Below are 15,566 nucleotides of genomic sequence, written 5' to 3' on the forward strand. Positions count from 1 at the left end.
GGCTTGCGAAGCCTCCGGACGTACGGCGACCACGCTCGGTCGGAGTTGGGCGACAGGGTCGTGATAGGAATTGGCCGGTGCGAGCAACTTTGATCTACGGCGCTGAGGACATACGCGTCGAGGACGTTCCTGACCCCCGGCTGCAAGCGCCCACCGATGCGATCGTCCGTGTGCTGCGCTCGGGGATCTGCGGCAGCGACCTCCTGCACTTCGGCGCCATGCCCGCCTCCGCACAGGGGTATCGCATCGGCCATGAATTCATCGGCGTCGTCGAGGAGACGGGCTCGGACATCACCGCGCTGCGGCGCGGTGATCTGGTGGTCGCGCCCTTCGTGTACGCCGACAATGTCTGTTCTTTCTGTGCCGATGGTTTGCACACGTCCTGCCCGCGAGGCGGCCTGTGGGGCCTCGACGGCGTGGACGGCGGGCAGGGGGAGGCCGTGCGGGTGCCATGGGCGCAGGGCACTCTGATGAAGCTGCCCGTGGCGGCGGACTCCGAACTGCTGCCTTCGCTGCTGACGCTGTCCGACGTGTTCCCCACCGGTCATCACTGCGCCCTGCGTGCCGGAGTCGGTCCGCGTACGACGGTGACGGTCATCGGCGACGGCGCGGTCGGCCTCTCGGCCGTCCTCGCCGCCCGGCGGCTCGGCGCCGAGTACATCGTCCTGATGGGCCGGCACGCCGAGCGTACCGGCCTGGGGCGCGACTTCGGCGCCGTCGACGTGGTCGCGGAACGGGGCCGGGAGGGCGTCGAGCGCCTGCGTGAACTGACCGCAGGCCACGGCACCCACACCGTCCTGGAGTGCGTGGGCACCTTGACCGCACTGGAGACCGCGCTCGGCGTCGTGCGGGCCGGCGGCACGGTCAGCCGGGTGGGCGTGCCGCGGTACGAGACCGGCCCGATCGGCTTTGAGGTCTTCAACCGCAATGTCACGCTCACCGGCGGCGTGGCGCCCGCCCGCGCCTACATGGACGAGCTGCTGCCCGACGTGCTCGAAGGCCGGGTGCGCCCCGGCCGGGTCTTCGACCGCACCGTCGGCCTGGAGGAGGCGCCCGAGGGCTACCGCGCCATGGCCGCCCGAGAGGCTCTGAAGGTCCTCCTTCGCCCCTGATCCCCACTCTGCCCGGGTTCGCGGCCCAAGCAGGTACGCGGCTGCTTCGCACCGGGCAGCAAGTGGCTTCTTCTCCTGCCGTTCTGGACGCCGAGGTCGGACAGCCGGCGCGGGACCCTGCCCACGGGCTGCCCGGCACCTGCGGCGGCGCGGCAGGCGTTCACACGGCCTGGGCGAGCGCGGCTAGGAGGGACTCGCGCAGGATCCGGCCGGCGTGGTCGATCTCCTCTTCCGTGCAGTTCAGCGGTGGCAGCATGCGCACCACACAGTCGGCACGGCCACCGAGTTCGAGTATCAGCCCGCGGCTGACAGCCTCCCACTGGACCTTCTTGGCCAGCTCGGCAGCGGGTCGACCAGTTTCCGGATCGGCCAGCTCGACGCCCATCATCAGCCCCAGGCCGCGTACGTCGTGAACCCAGGCGCTGACTTCGCGCAGGGCGCTGAGGTGGTCCATGAGCTGCCGAGACCGCTCGCGGACGTTGTCGAGCACACCGTCGCGCCGGACCACCTTCATGGTCGCGATCCCGGCGGCGAAGGCAGGCTGGTTGCCGCGGAAGGTCCCGCTGTGCGCACCGGGCTGCCACACGTCGAGCTTCTTGTCGTAGAGAATGACGGCAGCCGGCAGGCCCATGCCGCTGAGCGCCTTGGAGGCGACGACGACATCGGGTTCGATGCCGTACTGCTCGAAGGCGAACCAGGTGCCGGAACGGCCGCAACCTGTCTGGACCTCGTCCACGATCAGCGGGACGTCCAGTCTCCGGGACAGCTCGCGCACCCGCTGGACGTACTCCACCTCGGCAGGGATGACACCACCCTCGCCCTGCACCAGCTCCAGCAGCACCGCGGCCGGCAACGGGATGCCGCCGTTGGCATCGCTGAGCGCCCGTTCCAGGTACTCGGCACAGTTGGTCCCACAGGTCTCCCGCTTGAGGCCGAGCGGGCAGCGGGCGCAGTAGGAGTACGGAAAGAAGTGCACGCCAGGCATTCGGCCGCGCACCGGCTCCTTCTGCTCGACCAGGCCGGAGACGGTCATCGCCGCCAGGGTCGCGCCGTGGAAGCCTCCCTGGAAAGCGATGACGTCCTCGCGGCCGGTGGCGGTCTTGCACAGTTTCAGGGCCGCGTCCACGGCGTTGGCGCCGGTCGGCCCGCAGAAGTGGATTTTCGTGCGGGACCGCATGGACTCGGGGAGCATACTGATGGTCAGCTCGGTGAACTCGTCCTTGACCGGTGTGGGGAAGTCGAGACCGTGGACGAACTCGTCCAGCTGGGCGTGCGCGGCCGCCAGCGGCTCAGGGTGGTTGTGTCCGAGCGAGAGCACGCCGGCCCCGCTGAGGAAGTCGAGAAAGACGTTGCCGTCCAGGTCTTCCACGTAGCTGCCGGCCCCCGGCGGACAGCGATGGGCAGCCGGCGCGGATAGGAACGCGAGTTGGACTCGCGCTCCTCCTGCCGGCGCAGCAGGGCGGCGCTGAGCGGGCCCGGCAGGGGCCCGGTCACCGACGGGGCTGGCAGGTCGGCCTGGTCCGGGCGGTCGGTCGGCGCCAGGCCAGGGTCAGGAATGACGGTCATGTCTGTTTCTCCAGTTCCCACGACGGGTGGGGGAGCGGTCTGAGCCGCTCCGCATTCCGTGAAGTCCGGTAGTGGTTGGATCAGCGGATTGAAGAGGTGAACCACCGGCGCTGCCGAAGCCCTCGCCGTACTCGATCAGGATGCGGAGCGAAGCCGTTCTCCTTCTGCGCGGCTCACCGGCCGGGAGCCGCTCGCTGGACTTGCTCGGTGTGCTGCCACGGCCCCTGTGCCACGGCGCCGCGGCACGCCGAGGCCGGTGCCTCGGTCGTACCGTTCAGAGCTCAGCCGTGACTTCGTCGTACGCACTCATGGCCGGCCTTCACGGCGAAGCGCACACCGGCCGCTTCGAGGTCCGCGTTCGCTCGCCGAGACTCCCCTGCCCCCTCGTGGAGTCGCCTGTATTCCTCGCATCCGGCGTCGCGAGCACGCTGCATGCTCGCCGCAGCCGGCCTCGGCCTGATATGTACGGGTGCTGCCATGGTTCCGGTGGTTCTCCTTCGCCAGGACCGTAACCTTGGCATCAGGGACTGTACAAATCTCAGTACAGTTCACTCAGCTGTTCGTTCAGCTGTGCACCTGGTCTTGGCGTGCTGGATTCTCCATCCGTCGCTGACCAGCGACGACGAAGCCCAAGACGTAGCCTGTTCCGCATGTTGTCCGGACTCATCGCGACCCGCCACGTCACGCCGTTGCGTGAGGGCGGGTCACTTCCGGGGATCGTCGAAGCCGACGATCTCGGTACGTACGTCATGAAGTTGTCCACCTGGGGGCACTGACCTGCATCGATGCGGCTGTGCCCGCCCCTGACCTGCGCGGATTAATCTTTCAGCGTCTTTCGGGATCGTGCTGCGTTACGCGGCTCCCCAGATTCTCCCCAGGAAGTGACGTTGCGGCGGGCCTGGGTGGCACGGGAGGTCATGCCGCCGGAGGTGCTGCCAAGGGCACGTTGAGTGACTGCCTGTGAGGCAGGGGAGAAGCATGGAGCTGAGTGGATGAACGCGAGGCGTGAGTCTGACTCTGCCTGAGCAGTCTCAAGTTCGAACCCGCCGCCGACGCATCACGTGGAATGCGTCGCCATCCTCGAACCAGCCGCAATGGTGGTTGGTCGTCCCGGAAGGAGCCGGCCAGCGTAGTGACGTGCCGTGATGACGGCTGCTGACGCCGGTCATGTTAGGTGGGGATCGTGGGGCATGGGCTGCTGCCGGGCGAGCGGCGCTGGCTGATTGGCGGGGGAGGGGGCGCCGCAGTGATGTCCCCTGCGTAAGATCCATTGACTGTGTGAAGATCCGCCCGGGGTGCGGGAGGGGTCGGGTGGTCGGAGGGGAATGTCATGAGCGACTCGGGGACGCAGCTTTCCAGGCATATCTGGTCACTCACGGATCTTCTTCGCGGGGACTTTAAGACATCCGAGTACGGCAGCGTCATATTGCCGTTCACCGTACTGCGGCGTTTGGATTGCCTGCTCGAGCCCACACGCCAGGAGGTCCTGGACGCCGCGGTCAAATGGGCAGACAACGGTCCCCATTCGGACTCGTTCCGGGACGTTGCGCTCCGCCGCGCCTCTGGTCATCCCTTCTTCAACACCAGTCGGTACGCTCTGGATGCTGTCGTCGCCGCCCCGAGCGACTCGGTGGCGTTGCTGCGTGAGTACGTGGGCGGTTACTCCGAGAACGTCAGGGAGGTGTTCCAGCGCTTCGAGTTCGACCGCACCGTCGAACGGCTGCACCACGCTGGGCTGCTGTATGCCGTCGTCAGCCGGTTCCTCTCCATGGACCTGGGGGCGCCCCTCTCTGCCGGCGACATGGGGTTTGTGTTCGAGAACCTCGTACGGCGCTCTGCCGACCAGGCAGGAGGGACTGGCGCCGACGAGCACGTCACCCCCGTGACGTTGGCCGACTGATGTCTGCACTGCTGCTGCAGGACGATCAGCATGAGCCCGGCGTGCTTCGCACGGTTCATGACCCGGCCTGCGGAACGGGCGGACTGCTCGAGGAGGTGGCCAGGCGCATTGAGACCTCTAACCCCGAGGCGCATGTGTCCTTGTACGGCCAGGAGGTCAACGCCGAGACCTGGGCTGTCGCAGGTTCCAACATGCTGATGATCGGACGCGACCCGGGGCAGATCCTGTTCGGGAACGTCCTGCGGGAGGACCGCTTCCGCGGTCAGCGCTTTGACTACCTGTTGGCGCATCCTCCGTTCGGCCTCAGCTGGAAGCACGCTGAGCGGCAGGTCCGCGCCGAGCATGAGCTGGGCAACGCAGGGCGGTTCGGTGCGGGACTACCGCGTGTCAGCGACGGATCGCTGCTCTTCCTTCAGCACATGCTGGCGAAGATGAAGCCAGTGGACGCTTCCGGTGATGGTGGCAGTCGTGTCGCGGTCCTTTTCAGTGGCTCCCCTATGCAGGGGGAGCCACTGGTCTGGGTGAGTCTGACGTTCGGCGATGGATTGTCGAGAATGACTGGCTCGAGGGCATCGTCGCTTTGCCTGACCAACTTTTCTACAACACCGGCGTCAGCACGTACCTGTGGGTCCTGAGTAATCGCAAGAAGTCGGCGCACAGGGGCAGGGTGGCCCTGGTCAAGGCACAGGACCACTGGCAGAAGGCGCGGCAGTCATCGGGCAGCAAGCGGAAGTACCTTGGCCCCGATCAACTCAACAAGATCGTCCGGCTCTACGAAGAGGCGCTGTCGACTCCGGTCGGCGGATCTCCACGCGATCAGGTGAGTGTCGTGCGGAACGAGGACCTGCTATACCGGCAGATTGTTATCGAGTGCCCCCTGCGCTTGCGCTTCGAACTCACCACCGACGGCTTGCAGCAGCTCTCCTCCCTGCGGTCGATCCAGCGAGGGGACCACCCCGAGAAGCTGGTTGGCGCGCTGCGCGGGCTCGTCGGAACGTCTTGGGCCACCAGCTCCGACGCCTTCTCGGCACTGCGGCACGCGGTCGCGACTGCCGGCCAGACCTGGCCGCGAGGTGCCGCCTTCGAAAGGAGCGTCCGAAACGCGATCGGGGTGCGCGATGACCAAGGAGAAGTGCAGCAGCGCCGAGGTGTGACGGAACCTGATCCGGAGTTGCGTGACCTGGTCGTCATGCCGTTGCGGGACGATCCTGTTGAGTACTTCCGTAAAGAGGTGTTGCCCCACGCTCCAGATGCCTGGCTCAACCATGCGAAGACCCGGCTCGGGTGCGCTATCCGGACTTCGCTCTTCTACGTCGCGGAGCTTGACGGGGAGTTCGGGCCGCTGCGTACCTTCGCGCAGCTGGAGACAGAGCGTGTCAAGCTGCGCCGTCCGCGACGCGGCGAGGCAGAGCCCATCCCGCCCAAGCACCTCACGGCTTCTTACCTGCACAGTGTCGACTCGGCCTTGGAACTGCCGGATGCGGAACTGGATGACTCCGAGCTGACACCCTGTACGGGTGGCGACTTGGTCGGGCGCTCTGGTAACTGGCGCCTTCTGCCTGCAGGGTTCGGTGACGCAGTGACTCGGCTGTTCGTACTGCACCCCACCCCGGGGAGCGGTCGTGGACTATGCGAGTGGCTCAACTCCCGCAAGGGACACGCGGCGTACCCGCAAGCCCGAGAGCTGCTCGACACGCCGGTTCCAGTGGAGCTGGTCGCCGCCCCGGAGGTCGAGGATCTACTGGAAGAGGTGCAGGAGGGCCGTCATGCGCTACGAATGGCGACGGACGGCATCTTGCCGAACGTCTTCGCCGGCTCCGAGACACGCGTTGCGGAGATCCGCCAGTTCATCCGGTTCATCGCCCGCGAGGCGCGCCTCGCGAAACAATTGGTGCGCCCTTTTGATGACCCCGTGTGGCGTGCAGAGGCAAGCTATCCATTTCACGTAGCCGCTCTCGCGCGGCGTTATCGCGTGAGCACCCACCCGGCCGAGAGGAAGGACGGACTGCTCAAGCTTGGTGAAGGAACGGCACGCACGCTGGGTGTCCTTGCCTTGCGTGAACTCATCGCGCACCATGGGAGCTTCACCAGCTCTCTACGCAAGACTATCGGTCATGGGGCGACCTTTGGTACCTGGACCACGCTCATTAAGAGATTTACGGATGAGGTCCCAACGCCTCAGCTGCCGGAACTCCTAGCGCTCCGCGAACACGACGTCACGTTATCGTTCCTAAAGGAAATCAAGGATCACCGTAATAATTCCCACCACGCTCACGGGGTGCGCAGGAATCACGAAATCGACGAGGATGTCGAAAATCTAGAACCTTATGTGGTATCGGCGCTCAACTCAGTTAACTGGCTTTCGAGCACCGACTGGTTTTGGGTGGAGCGTTGTGAATACCTCGATGATTCATCTTTTCAGGCTGTGGGATTGAGGCTACGAGGGAGCCACCCGAGCTGGGAGCCGTTTAGCCGGTCGATCAACCACCCCCTGCGGCCGGACAGGATATATGTCGACGGTAACCCGTCAGGCGTCCCGATTGATCTATGGCCATTGGCGATGGTCAGCCTGTGCCCGGACTGTCGCACGCGGGAACTGTTCCTGCTTAACAGCATTTCAGGTGGCGCGGCAGTTTTGCGCAGCCTGGAGGAGCACGAGCTGACAATCCCGTACACTACCCAGAACCAGAATTGATTTCGCGAGGGATGCGCGGCTGCTGGGGACTGCTTGAGCCGAGTAGAGGGTTTTGGCAGTTGCGGTGTCCCGCAGCCGGAAGGCTGCGGGACACCGCGTCGATCGCAAGCTAGATGCCGTCGCTCAATGTCTTCTCCTGGTTTCAGGGGCGTGACTGGTACGAGGCCCGTGAGCCGCCGATTGCTGATAATCACCGCATGCGTCGACTCCCCCACCACCCGACCATGGTCAACCACCCAGGCCCGGCGTCTCACCGTCAACCGTGCACGAGCTCCTTGACCCCCACGTTCAACCCCGACTCATCTCGCGGTGGAGTTGAGCGTCAAGGTCACAGCAGGTACGAGAAGTACAGTGAGCCTTTTCAGCGTTGCCGCTCCAGGGTGAGGACAGCCCTGGCGATTGACGTCATTCGATTCGGGCTGCAGCGGGCGTGACGGAAGATCCTCCAGGTCTTCAGCCGGGCGACACCACGCTCGACCGGGACTCTTGTGCGGGCGAGCGCGTGATTGACGGTCTTCTGGGTCAGGGTGAGCTCTTGGCGGGGTCGTCGTTTGACCGCCGTGGTCAGCCAGGGGCCGGCTCCTTGGTAGGCGAGGTCGGCCACGAGTGGGACGCCCTGGCGTCCGCAGATCCTGATGATCCGGTGGGTGCGGGCGGCGGTGAGGTCATGGGTTCGGCCCGGCAGAGCGGGCGAGAGCCACAGCAGCCGTCCCGCCGGATCCGTGACCACCTGCACGTTCACTCCGTGACGCCGGTGCCTGGCCGAGTAGTCCGCCTGGCCGTCGCCGACGCGGTCGCACTCGACAAGAGTCCCGTCGAGCAGGGCGAAGCCGGGATCGCTCTCCCGCAGGACCTTGAGCAGGCCCGGCGCACGGACGGCGAGCAGAGTGATGACGGCGCCGACGTAGGCGTGAGCGGTCCCGACGGAGATGCCGAAACCGGCCGAGAGCTGGGCAAGCGTGTCGTGGCGGCGCAGGTACACCAGACCGATCAGGGCACGCTGGTGCGGCGGGAGCTTGCACCGGCGGTCACCTTCGCGGGTGACGATGAGCATCGTGACCCACTCGACCACGGCGTGCGGCAAGTCGAGTGCGGCAGGATAAGGAACCAACGAGGCACCTGCGCTGTTGAGTCGAGACGTTGAACACCTCCCTCAACGGCACGGGTGCCTCGTGCGTTGCGCACCGCCTCACCATCACCCGATCAGTGGGCAGACTGAAAAGGCTCAGTGCCCCGCCCTCCTCGCGGTAGCGGTCCCGGCCGCGCTTTCCGTAGGGGTTGGGGAGCACCTGGATGGCCATCTGGTGAGGGGTGAGGGTGTGGGTGACCACCAGGAGGCGCCAGTGGTCGTTGCCCGCGTGCTGGCGGGCCGCGCGGACCTCGCTGCTTCCCAGCTCGAAGCGGCCGCCTTCGCCACGGGTCGCCTTCACCTCGTACAGGTAGGGCCGGCTGCCGGAGCCGGTCCGGAAGTCGAAGCCGAGGTTGTCGTCGCCGGACGGGCCGGGGAAGGCTTTGCGGCGGTTGCTCGACACCCAGCAGGTTTCGTCCATGCGGTCCGGGTAGTGCGCACACAGCCACTGGTACGCGTACCACTCGCCGACGTAGCCGATGGCCTCCCGCTGGGTGTTGGTCAGCCCGTTGTCCGCGCCGTCCCCGTACTGTCGCCCGCGCGTGCGGCCGGTGGTCCGGGTGCGCTCGGGCTGGGGGCGGGGGTCTGTGAAGCGGAGGGGCCCGGTGGTGGTGATGCCTGGCGCCGAGCCGCTGTGCAGGATCCGGTCGAGCTCGCGGGTGAGGGCGGTGAAGTCGCCGGAGTACACGTCGAAGTTGCGGCCGCCGACGGAGATCGACCGCCGTTTGCGCTCCCGCTCGTGGCGCTCGTGTTCCGCCGCGTCGCGCACCCGTTTCAGGTCGGCCTCGGACAGCCCGTGCCGTTCGGGATCCGTCGCCACCGCCATCCCGTCAGGCCACTGGCCGAGGGCCGCCAGCCAGCCGACGACATCGGTGGGGGACAGGGGCCGGAAGTCCAGCGCGCCCGCAGCCTCCAGTTGCGCGGTGACCTCCTGGGCGGGCTCGTCTCCGGTCAGGGCCGCCGGCAACGAGCGTCCGGCCGCCCTGACCAGCACCACGAGTTCAGCGGCCAGACTGGTGATCGTACGGAAGTTCGCGCCGCGTACCTGGTCGGAGGCAGGCAGGCGTTCGCCCGACCGGGGCAACGGCACCGAGCGGCCCAGGCGCAGCGCCAGCTGCTCCTCCACATGCGCCTCCAGGACCCCTGTGTCGGCCGTATCCATGGTGTACGCCCATGCCTCCGGCGCGGTGATCCAGTCCAGCGCCCGGACCGAGGGCCAGTCAGGCATCGGACGGCGCGCGTCAAAGTCCTCCAGCACTGCCCAGCGCAGCCGGTTGACGAGCTCCTTCTTACGCAGGCCCAGATAGGTGCGGAGCGCCTCTTCGTGCTCGGCGGCGTGGCTGACCGGGTCCAGGGGCGGGCTCATCGCGCGCAGGGTGTCGTTCAGCTCGGCGAATCCGATGCCCAGGGCGCGCCGCAGTTCGTCCGTACCGCGGGCCGCGCGGTCACCGCCTGCGCCGTCCCCTGCCAAAAGGGGCTCTTGTCGCCCGTACGGCTGCGCCGCCATCGCGCCAGTGGATCCCAGACACAGGCGCGGGGGCCGAGCAGCCGCAGGCAGGCGGGTACGACCGTCAAGGCGGCCACCGCCGCCATGACGGGAACGACCATGGCCGCCACGCACAGTCCGCGCAGCAGGGGGACGGGCACCACCATGGCGGCCGCGGCACAGGCGGTGATGGCGGCGGCCGAGAACGCCACCGAGTGCCCGGCGGAGCGCAGCGCGCCCGACAGTGCCGCCTTGAGGGTGGCGCCCCGTGCCGTCTCCTCCCGCACCCGCGCCAGGAGGAACAGGCTGTAGTCCACGGCCAGGCCCAGACCGATCGCCGAGGCGGCGCTGGCCGCGGTCCGGGACACGTCGATCACCTGGGTGAGCGCGCCCAGCACAGGGAGCGAGCACCCGACGGCCAGAGCGGCCACTACGACCGGGAGCAGAGCGGACACCACGGACCCGTAGGCGAACACCAGGACGGCGAAGATCACGGGTGCCGCCAGCAGTTCGGCGCGGCGCGCGTCCCGCTCGATCGCCTCGTCGATCTCCCGGTTGGCCCACACTTCGCCGCTGGGCTCCACGCGCCTGCCCGGGGCGGCGGAGCGGGCGTCGGCCACCACGCGGGGGCTGTGGCCGAGCGTTCCTTGGCCGTGCCCTCCAGTTGTACGGCCACCAGTAGTGTCCGGCCGTCCTTGGACCTCAGCCAGGGATCGCCGACCGTCGCCGCGGACCATGCCGTGCGCACGTCGGGGCGCCGAGAGAGTTTCTCCACCACCGCACGGGCGGCGTCCTCCGCCGGTATCGACGAGTTGTCTGTGGCCCGCGGTGACAGGGCGAGCAGCAGATCAGGGGTGGGCACGCCCAGCCGTTCCGCCTCCCGCCGGGCTCTTTGCGCCTCACTGCCGGTGTACGCCGCACCACCCGTGCTCAGCGCCTCGAACGCCGCCGGGGCCAGCACACCGGCGCACACCATCGCCACAACGGCGCTGGCGACGACCAGCCAGGCTCTTCGCACCCTGCCCACCTCCTGATCCAGCTTGCTGTCTTCGCGGACGACGGGCCGGTGAGCCGCGTGCGCGGTCCCTCGAACGCCCGCCGATGAGGGAGCGGCGGCGTTGTCGTGATGAGGGGAGGTGCTTCCGTCGCGCCGCACGCGACGGCGGCTCACCAGCGGATGAGAGCCAACTCGATGGCGAATCCGGGCCCCATCGCCACGACGAGACCGGGCGTACCCCCAGGCGGCGGAGCTTTTGCCACCGTACACAGCACGTCCAGGACGGACACGGAGGAGAGGTTGCCCTTGGCGGACACCGACCGGCGGGTGAGTTCGAGGGCCTGGGGAGGCAGGGTGAAGGCCCGCTCCACGGCGGTGAAGACCTTCGGTCCCGCGCCGTGCACGATCCAGCTGCCCACGTCTCGCGTCGTCAGTCCGTGCAGGCTGAGCAACTCCCCCACGGCATGGGGCAGGTGCTTCTTCACGAGGGCCGGGATCTCCGGAGACAGGACGATCCTGAAGCCGTGGGAGCCGATGTCCCAGCCGAGTATCTCCGCGCTGTCCGGAAGGAGCAGGCTGGAGGTGTCGACCAGCTCCGGCCCGGTTGCGGTACCGGACCGGCTCCCTCCCACGGCCACGACGGCGGCCGCGCCGTCCCCGAAGATGCTGCCGGCGACGAGGTCCGCGGCACCGCAACCAGCGCGGTAGTGCAGGGAGCACATCTCCACCGCGAGCAGCACGGCCACCTGGCCGGGGCGGGCCAGCAGGCAGTCGTGGAGCCGCGCCAGCCCGGCGGCTCCTCCCGCGCAGCCGTTGCCGAACAGCGGAACGCGCCGCACATCGGGGCGCAGCCCCACCCGGTAGGCCAGCCGGGCCTCCAGCGAGGGCACGGCCAGCCCGGTGACGGTGGTGCTGATGATGGTGTCGACCTGGTCCGGCCGTATGCCGGCTGAGTGCAGGGCCCGGGTCAGTGCCTGCTCTCCCAACTCCAGGGCGGTGGTCAGGTACACGCCGTTGGTCTCGGTGAAGTCCCCGCACCGGAGGAGCTTTTCGAGGTCCGGTAGCGGAAGTGCCACATGCCGTGTGGCGATGCCCGTGCTGGTACGGATCTTGCGCAGAATCTGCAGTGCCGCCGGGCGCTGCCCTTGCATGCGCTCCTGGGCGTCCACGAGTTCTTCCTGCGGGTAGCGGTGCGGGGTGAAGGCCACCTCGACCGCCGCTACTCGTGGTGCAGGCCCGTCCGACTCCCGTACTGGGGGGTCGGTCGTCCTTTCCATCGGTCTGTCCCCTCCCTTCCCTCGCCCCGGGCATCAGCCGGCTGTGAACAGCAGCACCGCGTTTTGTCCGCCGAACCCGAAGGAAAAGCTCAGGGCCGTGCCCGTGGATACCGGGCGCGGGTGTCCTGCCACGATGTCGAGCTTGTGGTCACCGTCCTGGTCCCTGAAGTTCGCCACCGGCGGCACACATCCGTGGCGGAGCGCGAGAACGGTATAGGCCGCCTCGATCGCTCCGGCCGCGCCCAGGGCATGCCCGACGACGCCTTTGGGAGCGGTGACCGGTGGGGCATGGTCTCCGAAGATCCGCGAGATGGCAGCCGCCTCCAGGGCGTCGTTCCTTGGGGTGGAGGTGCCGTGCGCGTTGATGTGGCCGATGTCGCCGGGTCGGCATCCGGCGTCCTGGAGCGTGGTGGTGATGGCGTGGAGCACACCACGGCCCTCGGGGTGCGGGGAGATGGGGTGGTACGCGTCGGTGTTGGCCGCGAAGCCGCGCAGCAGAGCATGAACCGGCACTCCCCGGGCGCGTGCGGCGGACGGACGCTCCAGCACCAGGACGGCGGCGCCCTCCCCAGGACGAAACCGTCACGTTCCGCGTCGAACGGCCGGCTGGCGGCGTGCGGCTCATCCCGGCGGCGGGACAGGGCCCGCATCCGGGCGAAGGCCGCGGAGTTCATACGGGTGCGCGCCGACTCGGAACCGCCGGTCAGCACGATGTCGCACGCGCCGGAGTACAGGAGTTCCCGCGCGGTCCCGATCGCGGTCGCACCCGAGGCACAGGCCGTGGAGACGATGAAGTTCGGGCCACGCGCGTCGAGGTCGATCGCGACCTCGCCCGCCGCCATGTTGGGAATGCTGCGCGGCACCGCGAGCGGGGAGACGCGATCCGGCCGGCCCCCGTTGAGGTGACCGTACTCGGTGTCGTAGGTGCTCAGGCTGCTGCCCGTGACGCCGAGGACGACACCGACCCGTTCCTTGGGCCAGGTCAGCGGATCGAGACCCGCATCGGCGACCGCCTGCCTCGCCGCGATGACGGCGAACCGGGCGAAGGGGTCCAGCCGCTTCGCCGACCGGCCGAACTCGGCCGTGGCGTCCAGGCCCACGACCCGGCAGGAGAAGTCGACGGGCAGACCTTCCAGCACCGGGTCGGCGGCGGCCGTCGACCGGCCCCGGCACAGGGTCGCCCAGTTCTCCTGCGCGGTGTGCCCGGCCGGGGTCACCAGGCCCAGCCCGGTGACCGCGATCTCAGCTCGCCGCATCGAACAGCCTCGCCGCTTCTTCGAGGGTGGAGGCGGGAGAGAGGTCCAGGAGATCGTCGGGCAGGGAGAGCCCGTACGTCTCCTCCGCCGCCACCACGAGTTCCATCAGCGCCAGCGAGTCGAAGTCGAGGCTCTCCAGCGTCATCGCGGGAGAGAGCCGTTCAGGTGGTACCGCCACCTTCAGATGGTCGGTCAGCAAGGTGACGAGTCGCTCGGGCAGTACAAAGTCTTCCACCGGTTCGGTCATGCTCATGGCTCCTATCCCCTCTGTGCAGGCAGCCTGGGAGATGAGCGGCGCTCACCTGCCTGCGCGCGTCCTCTCGTAGAGGTCGCGGGCCCGGGCCGCCCGCGACTTCAGCCGCTCCTCGTGCAGGCCGATGCGCTCCTGCGCCTGTCGGCCGACGGGGCCGAGCCCGGTCGCCGCCGGCACCGAGAGGGTGCGCAGCAGTGGCGCGACGACATGCTCGTGGTGGACAGCCGGGTTGTAGATGCCCGCCGCCGCAACACGGGCGGCCCGCGATCCGAATCCCGGGATGCCCACCCCCGGCATCCGGAAGTCGCCGAGGACGTCCGCCAGGGCCGTCATCGCGTCGTCGGGGAACGCCTGGAACGCGTCGGCCAGCAGCTCTCGGTAGAAGAGCATGTGCAGGTTCTCGTCGGCGGCGATCCTGGTCATCAGCCTCTCGCCCAGCCGGTCACCGCACAGGACACCGGTATTGCGGTGAGCGTGCCGGGTGGCGAGTTCCTGGACGGTGGCGTACGCCAGGGTGTGCAGCGGGGTGAACCAATTGCGGGAAAACCATCCGCTCGCCATGTTCCGCAGCCGCAGATCCTCCAGGACGACCGGGTCCACCGCCCGCCGGGCGTGGAGGTAGGCACGCAGAACGAAGGAGTGCCGGTCCTCCTCGGCCGTCCACCGGTGGACCCAGGCACCCCAGGCTCCGTCCCGCCCGAGCCGGATCGCGATCTCGAAGTGGTAGCTGGGCAGGTTGTCCTCGGTGAGCACGTTGATGATCAGTGAGTCCTGTACGGCGCGCGGCAGCGCCGACTGCTCCGGCTCCCAGGCGTCACCGCCCCAAGGCCCGTCGAAGTCCCGGGCTTCGCCCCACGGCACGTACTGGTGGGGGAGCCAGTCCTGGGCCACGTCCAGATGCCGGTTCAGCAACCGCTCCACGGACGGCTCCAGTTCTCGCAGCATGCTGTCCGCCGAGGTGGCAGTCATATGGTCCGCCTCTTCCTCTCCCGGGATTCCGACGAGCCGCCGGCAAAGGCCAATCGATGCTTATCGGCTTGCGGGTGACGCCTTTCGGCTGATCGTACTTACGGTGAGTGTGTCGCGGGTATGGCGCCTGTATGCAGGGGGCGGGTAGAAGAATTTCCGAGAGACGGCGGAAAGGGAGGAACAGCCGCAAAAAGGCTCGCACGCGCTCGGGGGGCCCGCTGAGGCATTCGAAGAATTCGTACGATAAAAAGCGTACGGCAACCATCCGCCGGGCCGTCGTCGAGCCACCGTGTCCCCGCGCAACGAAGGCGGAACGTGATGTCTTACGTGAACCTGGCGGCCCTCCCCGTGGGTCTGCAGCTCCTTTTGCCGGCAGTGGCCTGCGAGCGGCTGCTCGAACTGCGGCTGTCCCGCCGCCACGCCCGGTGGGCGAGGGCACGCGGCGGAGTGGAGTACGGGCGGCGGCACTTCCCCTTCATGGCCGCCGCGCACATCGGCCTGTTCCTCGGCATCCCGCTGGAAGTGATCCTCCTGCACCGCGGTTTCGTTCCGGCCCTCGGCTGGCCGGCCCTGTGCGTCCAGGTACTCGTGCACGGCGGCCGCTGGTGGTGCGTGCGCTCCCTGGGGCCGCGCTGGAACACCCGTGTCATCGTGGTGCCCGGCATGCCGCTGGTCGACCGGGGCCCGTACCGCTGGATGCGGCACCCCAACTACCTCATCGTGGCCGTCGAAGGACTCTCCCTTCCCCTGGTGTACGGCGCCTGGGTCACCGCCCTGTCGTTCACCGCCGCCAACGCAACCGTCCTCGGCGTCCGGCTGCGGGTGGAGAACTCCGCCCTGTCCCTGGCGGCACGGAACTCCTGAGCCGCCACCGGAAGACGGACGCCAGGCACCAGAACCGGCAAGCACACCACCACTCCGAAGAC

14 protein-coding genes and 1 pseudogene are annotated in these 15,566 nt (G+C 68.2%); 7 read left to right on the plus strand and 8 right to left on the minus strand.

What is annotated here, in order from left to right; genetic code table 11:
• The first annotated feature begins 77 nt into the window (after positions 1-77).
• Positions 78-1,112 (plus strand): alcohol dehydrogenase catalytic domain-containing protein, encoded by a 1,035-nt coding sequence (locus ACEXOX_RS38165; RefSeq protein WP_406525344.1) that lies wholly within the window; start codon positions 78-80, stop codon positions 1,110-1,112.
• A gap of 160 nt (positions 1,113-1,272) precedes the next feature.
• Here ACEXOX_RS38165 and ACEXOX_RS38170 read toward each other — a convergent pair whose 3' ends face one another.
• Positions 1,273-2,481, minus strand: a complete 1,209-nt coding sequence (locus tag ACEXOX_RS38170; protein ID WP_406525345.1) for an aspartate aminotransferase family protein — start codon at positions 2,479-2,481, stop codon at positions 1,273-1,275.
• Positions 2,482-3,328: 847 nt separating this feature from the next.
• Here ACEXOX_RS38170 and ACEXOX_RS38175 point away from each other — a divergent pair.
• The 4 genes from ACEXOX_RS38175 (at position 3,329) to ACEXOX_RS38190 (ending at position 7,273) form a co-directional block, all read left to right on the plus strand.
• Positions 3,329-3,454, plus strand: coding sequence for a hypothetical protein (locus ACEXOX_RS38175; protein ID WP_406526705.1), 126 nt, complete (start codon positions 3,329-3,331; stop codon positions 3,452-3,454).
• Positions 3,455-4,008: 554 nt separating this feature from the next.
• Positions 4,009-4,578 carry a type I restriction-modification system subunit M N-terminal domain-containing protein gene (locus ACEXOX_RS38180; RefSeq protein WP_406525346.1) on the plus strand — a complete coding sequence of 190 codons (570 nt, stop codon included), beginning with the start codon at positions 4,009-4,011 and terminating at the stop codon, positions 4,576-4,578.
• Complete coding sequence (locus ACEXOX_RS38185) at positions 4,578-5,213, plus strand: class I SAM-dependent DNA methyltransferase (RefSeq protein WP_406525347.1); 636 nt, start codon at positions 4,578-4,580, stop codon at positions 5,211-5,213. Before ACEXOX_RS38180 ends, ACEXOX_RS38185 begins: the two co-directional genes overlap by 1 nt.
• Positions 5,159-7,273, plus strand: coding sequence for an N-6 DNA methylase (locus ACEXOX_RS38190; RefSeq protein WP_406525348.1), 2,115 nt, complete (start codon positions 5,159-5,161; stop codon positions 7,271-7,273). The genes ACEXOX_RS38185 and ACEXOX_RS38190 overlap by 55 nt, the downstream gene beginning before the upstream one ends.
• A gap of 361 nt (positions 7,274-7,634) precedes the next feature.
• On the opposite strand, the gene ACEXOX_RS38195 is transcribed toward ACEXOX_RS38190, so the two are convergent.
• Genes ACEXOX_RS38195 through ACEXOX_RS38205 form a run of 3 tightly spaced genes read right to left on the minus strand, consistent with a single transcriptional unit; the run spans position 7,635 to position 10,511 of the window.
• Positions 7,635-8,384: a transposase family protein gene (locus tag ACEXOX_RS38195; protein ID WP_406518867.1), complete on the minus strand. Its 750-nt coding sequence runs from the start codon at positions 8,382-8,384 to the stop codon at positions 7,635-7,637.
• Positions 8,302-9,873 (minus strand): protein NO VEIN domain-containing protein, encoded by a 1,572-nt coding sequence (locus ACEXOX_RS38200; protein ID WP_406525349.1) that lies wholly within the window; start codon positions 9,871-9,873, stop codon positions 8,302-8,304. The genes ACEXOX_RS38195 and ACEXOX_RS38200 overlap by 83 nt, the downstream gene beginning before the upstream one ends.
• A complete protein-coding gene (locus ACEXOX_RS38205; RefSeq protein ID WP_406525350.1) occupies positions 9,786-10,511 on the minus strand; it encodes an MMPL family transporter in 726 nt (241 codons plus the stop codon). The genes ACEXOX_RS38200 and ACEXOX_RS38205 overlap by 88 nt, the downstream gene beginning before the upstream one ends.
• A gap of 72 nt (positions 10,512-10,583) precedes the next feature.
• Here ACEXOX_RS38205 and ACEXOX_RS38210 point away from each other — a divergent pair, with 72 nt between their 5' ends.
• The gene (locus tag ACEXOX_RS38210; RefSeq protein ID WP_406525351.1) at positions 10,584-10,922 is read left to right on the plus strand and encodes a hypothetical protein; all 339 of its coding nucleotides are present in this window, start codon (positions 10,584-10,586) and stop codon (positions 10,920-10,922) included.
• 133 nt (positions 10,923-11,055) lie between these two features.
• Here the strand turns inward: ACEXOX_RS38210 and ACEXOX_RS38215 are convergent, their stop codons facing one another.
• The 4 genes and pseudogenes from ACEXOX_RS38215 to ACEXOX_RS38230 form a co-directional block, all read right to left on the minus strand.
• Positions 11,056-12,162 (minus strand): type III polyketide synthase, encoded by a 1,107-nt coding sequence (locus ACEXOX_RS38215; protein WP_406525352.1) that lies wholly within the window; start codon positions 12,160-12,162, stop codon positions 11,056-11,058.
• 33 nt (positions 12,163-12,195) lie between these two features.
• A pseudogene (locus ACEXOX_RS38220) lies at positions 12,196-13,418 on the minus strand (beta-ketoacyl-[acyl-carrier-protein] synthase family protein).
• Positions 13,405-13,665, minus strand: a complete 261-nt coding sequence (locus ACEXOX_RS38225) for an acyl carrier protein (protein WP_406525353.1) — start codon at positions 13,663-13,665, stop codon at positions 13,405-13,407. Before ACEXOX_RS38225 ends, ACEXOX_RS38220 begins: the two are co-directional and overlap by 14 nt.
• Before the next feature lie 51 nt (positions 13,666-13,716).
• A complete protein-coding gene (locus tag ACEXOX_RS38230; RefSeq protein WP_406525354.1) occupies positions 13,717-14,640 on the minus strand; it encodes an acyl-ACP desaturase in 924 nt (307 codons plus the stop codon).
• Positions 14,641-14,958: 318 nt separating this feature from the next.
• On the opposite strand from ACEXOX_RS38230, the gene ACEXOX_RS38235 reads away from it, so the two are divergent.
• Complete coding sequence (locus tag ACEXOX_RS38235) at positions 14,959-15,504, plus strand: isoprenylcysteine carboxyl methyltransferase family protein (protein ID WP_406525355.1); 546 nt, start codon at positions 14,959-14,961, stop codon at positions 15,502-15,504.
• The last annotated feature ends 62 nt before the right edge of the window (positions 15,505-15,566 follow it).

Origin of the sequence: Streptomyces sp. Ac-502 (assembly GCF_045222935.1) — a bacterium.
Classification (GTDB): domain Bacteria; phylum Actinomycetota; class Actinomycetes; order Streptomycetales; family Streptomycetaceae; genus Streptomyces; species Streptomyces monomycini.

Bases quoted from the DNA above. Each gene is read 5' to 3' on its own strand.
- ACEXOX_RS38175 (WP_406526705.1), top strand. From the start codon at position 3,329: ATGTTGTCCGGACTCATCGCGACCCGCCACGTCACGCCGTTGCGTGAG.
- ACEXOX_RS38180 (WP_406525346.1), top strand. From the start codon at position 4,009: ATGAGCGACTCGGGGACGCAGCTTTCCAGGCATATCTGGTCACTCACG.
- ACEXOX_RS38185 (WP_406525347.1), top strand. From the start codon at position 4,578: ATGTCTGCACTGCTGCTGCAGGACGATCAGCATGAGCCCGGCGTGCTT.
- ACEXOX_RS38215 (WP_406525352.1), bottom strand. From the start codon at position 12,162: ATGGAAAGGACGACCGACCCCCCAGTACGGGAGTCGGACGGGCCTGCA.
- ACEXOX_RS38225 (WP_406525353.1), bottom strand. From the start codon at position 13,665: ATGACCGAACCGGTGGAAGACTTTGTACTGCCCGAGCGACTCGTCACC.
- ACEXOX_RS38230 (WP_406525354.1), bottom strand. From the start codon at position 14,640: ATGACTGCCACCTCGGCGGACAGCATGCTGCGAGAACTGGAGCCGTCC.
- ACEXOX_RS38235 (WP_406525355.1), top strand. From the start codon at position 14,959: ATGTCTTACGTGAACCTGGCGGCCCTCCCCGTGGGTCTGCAGCTCCTT.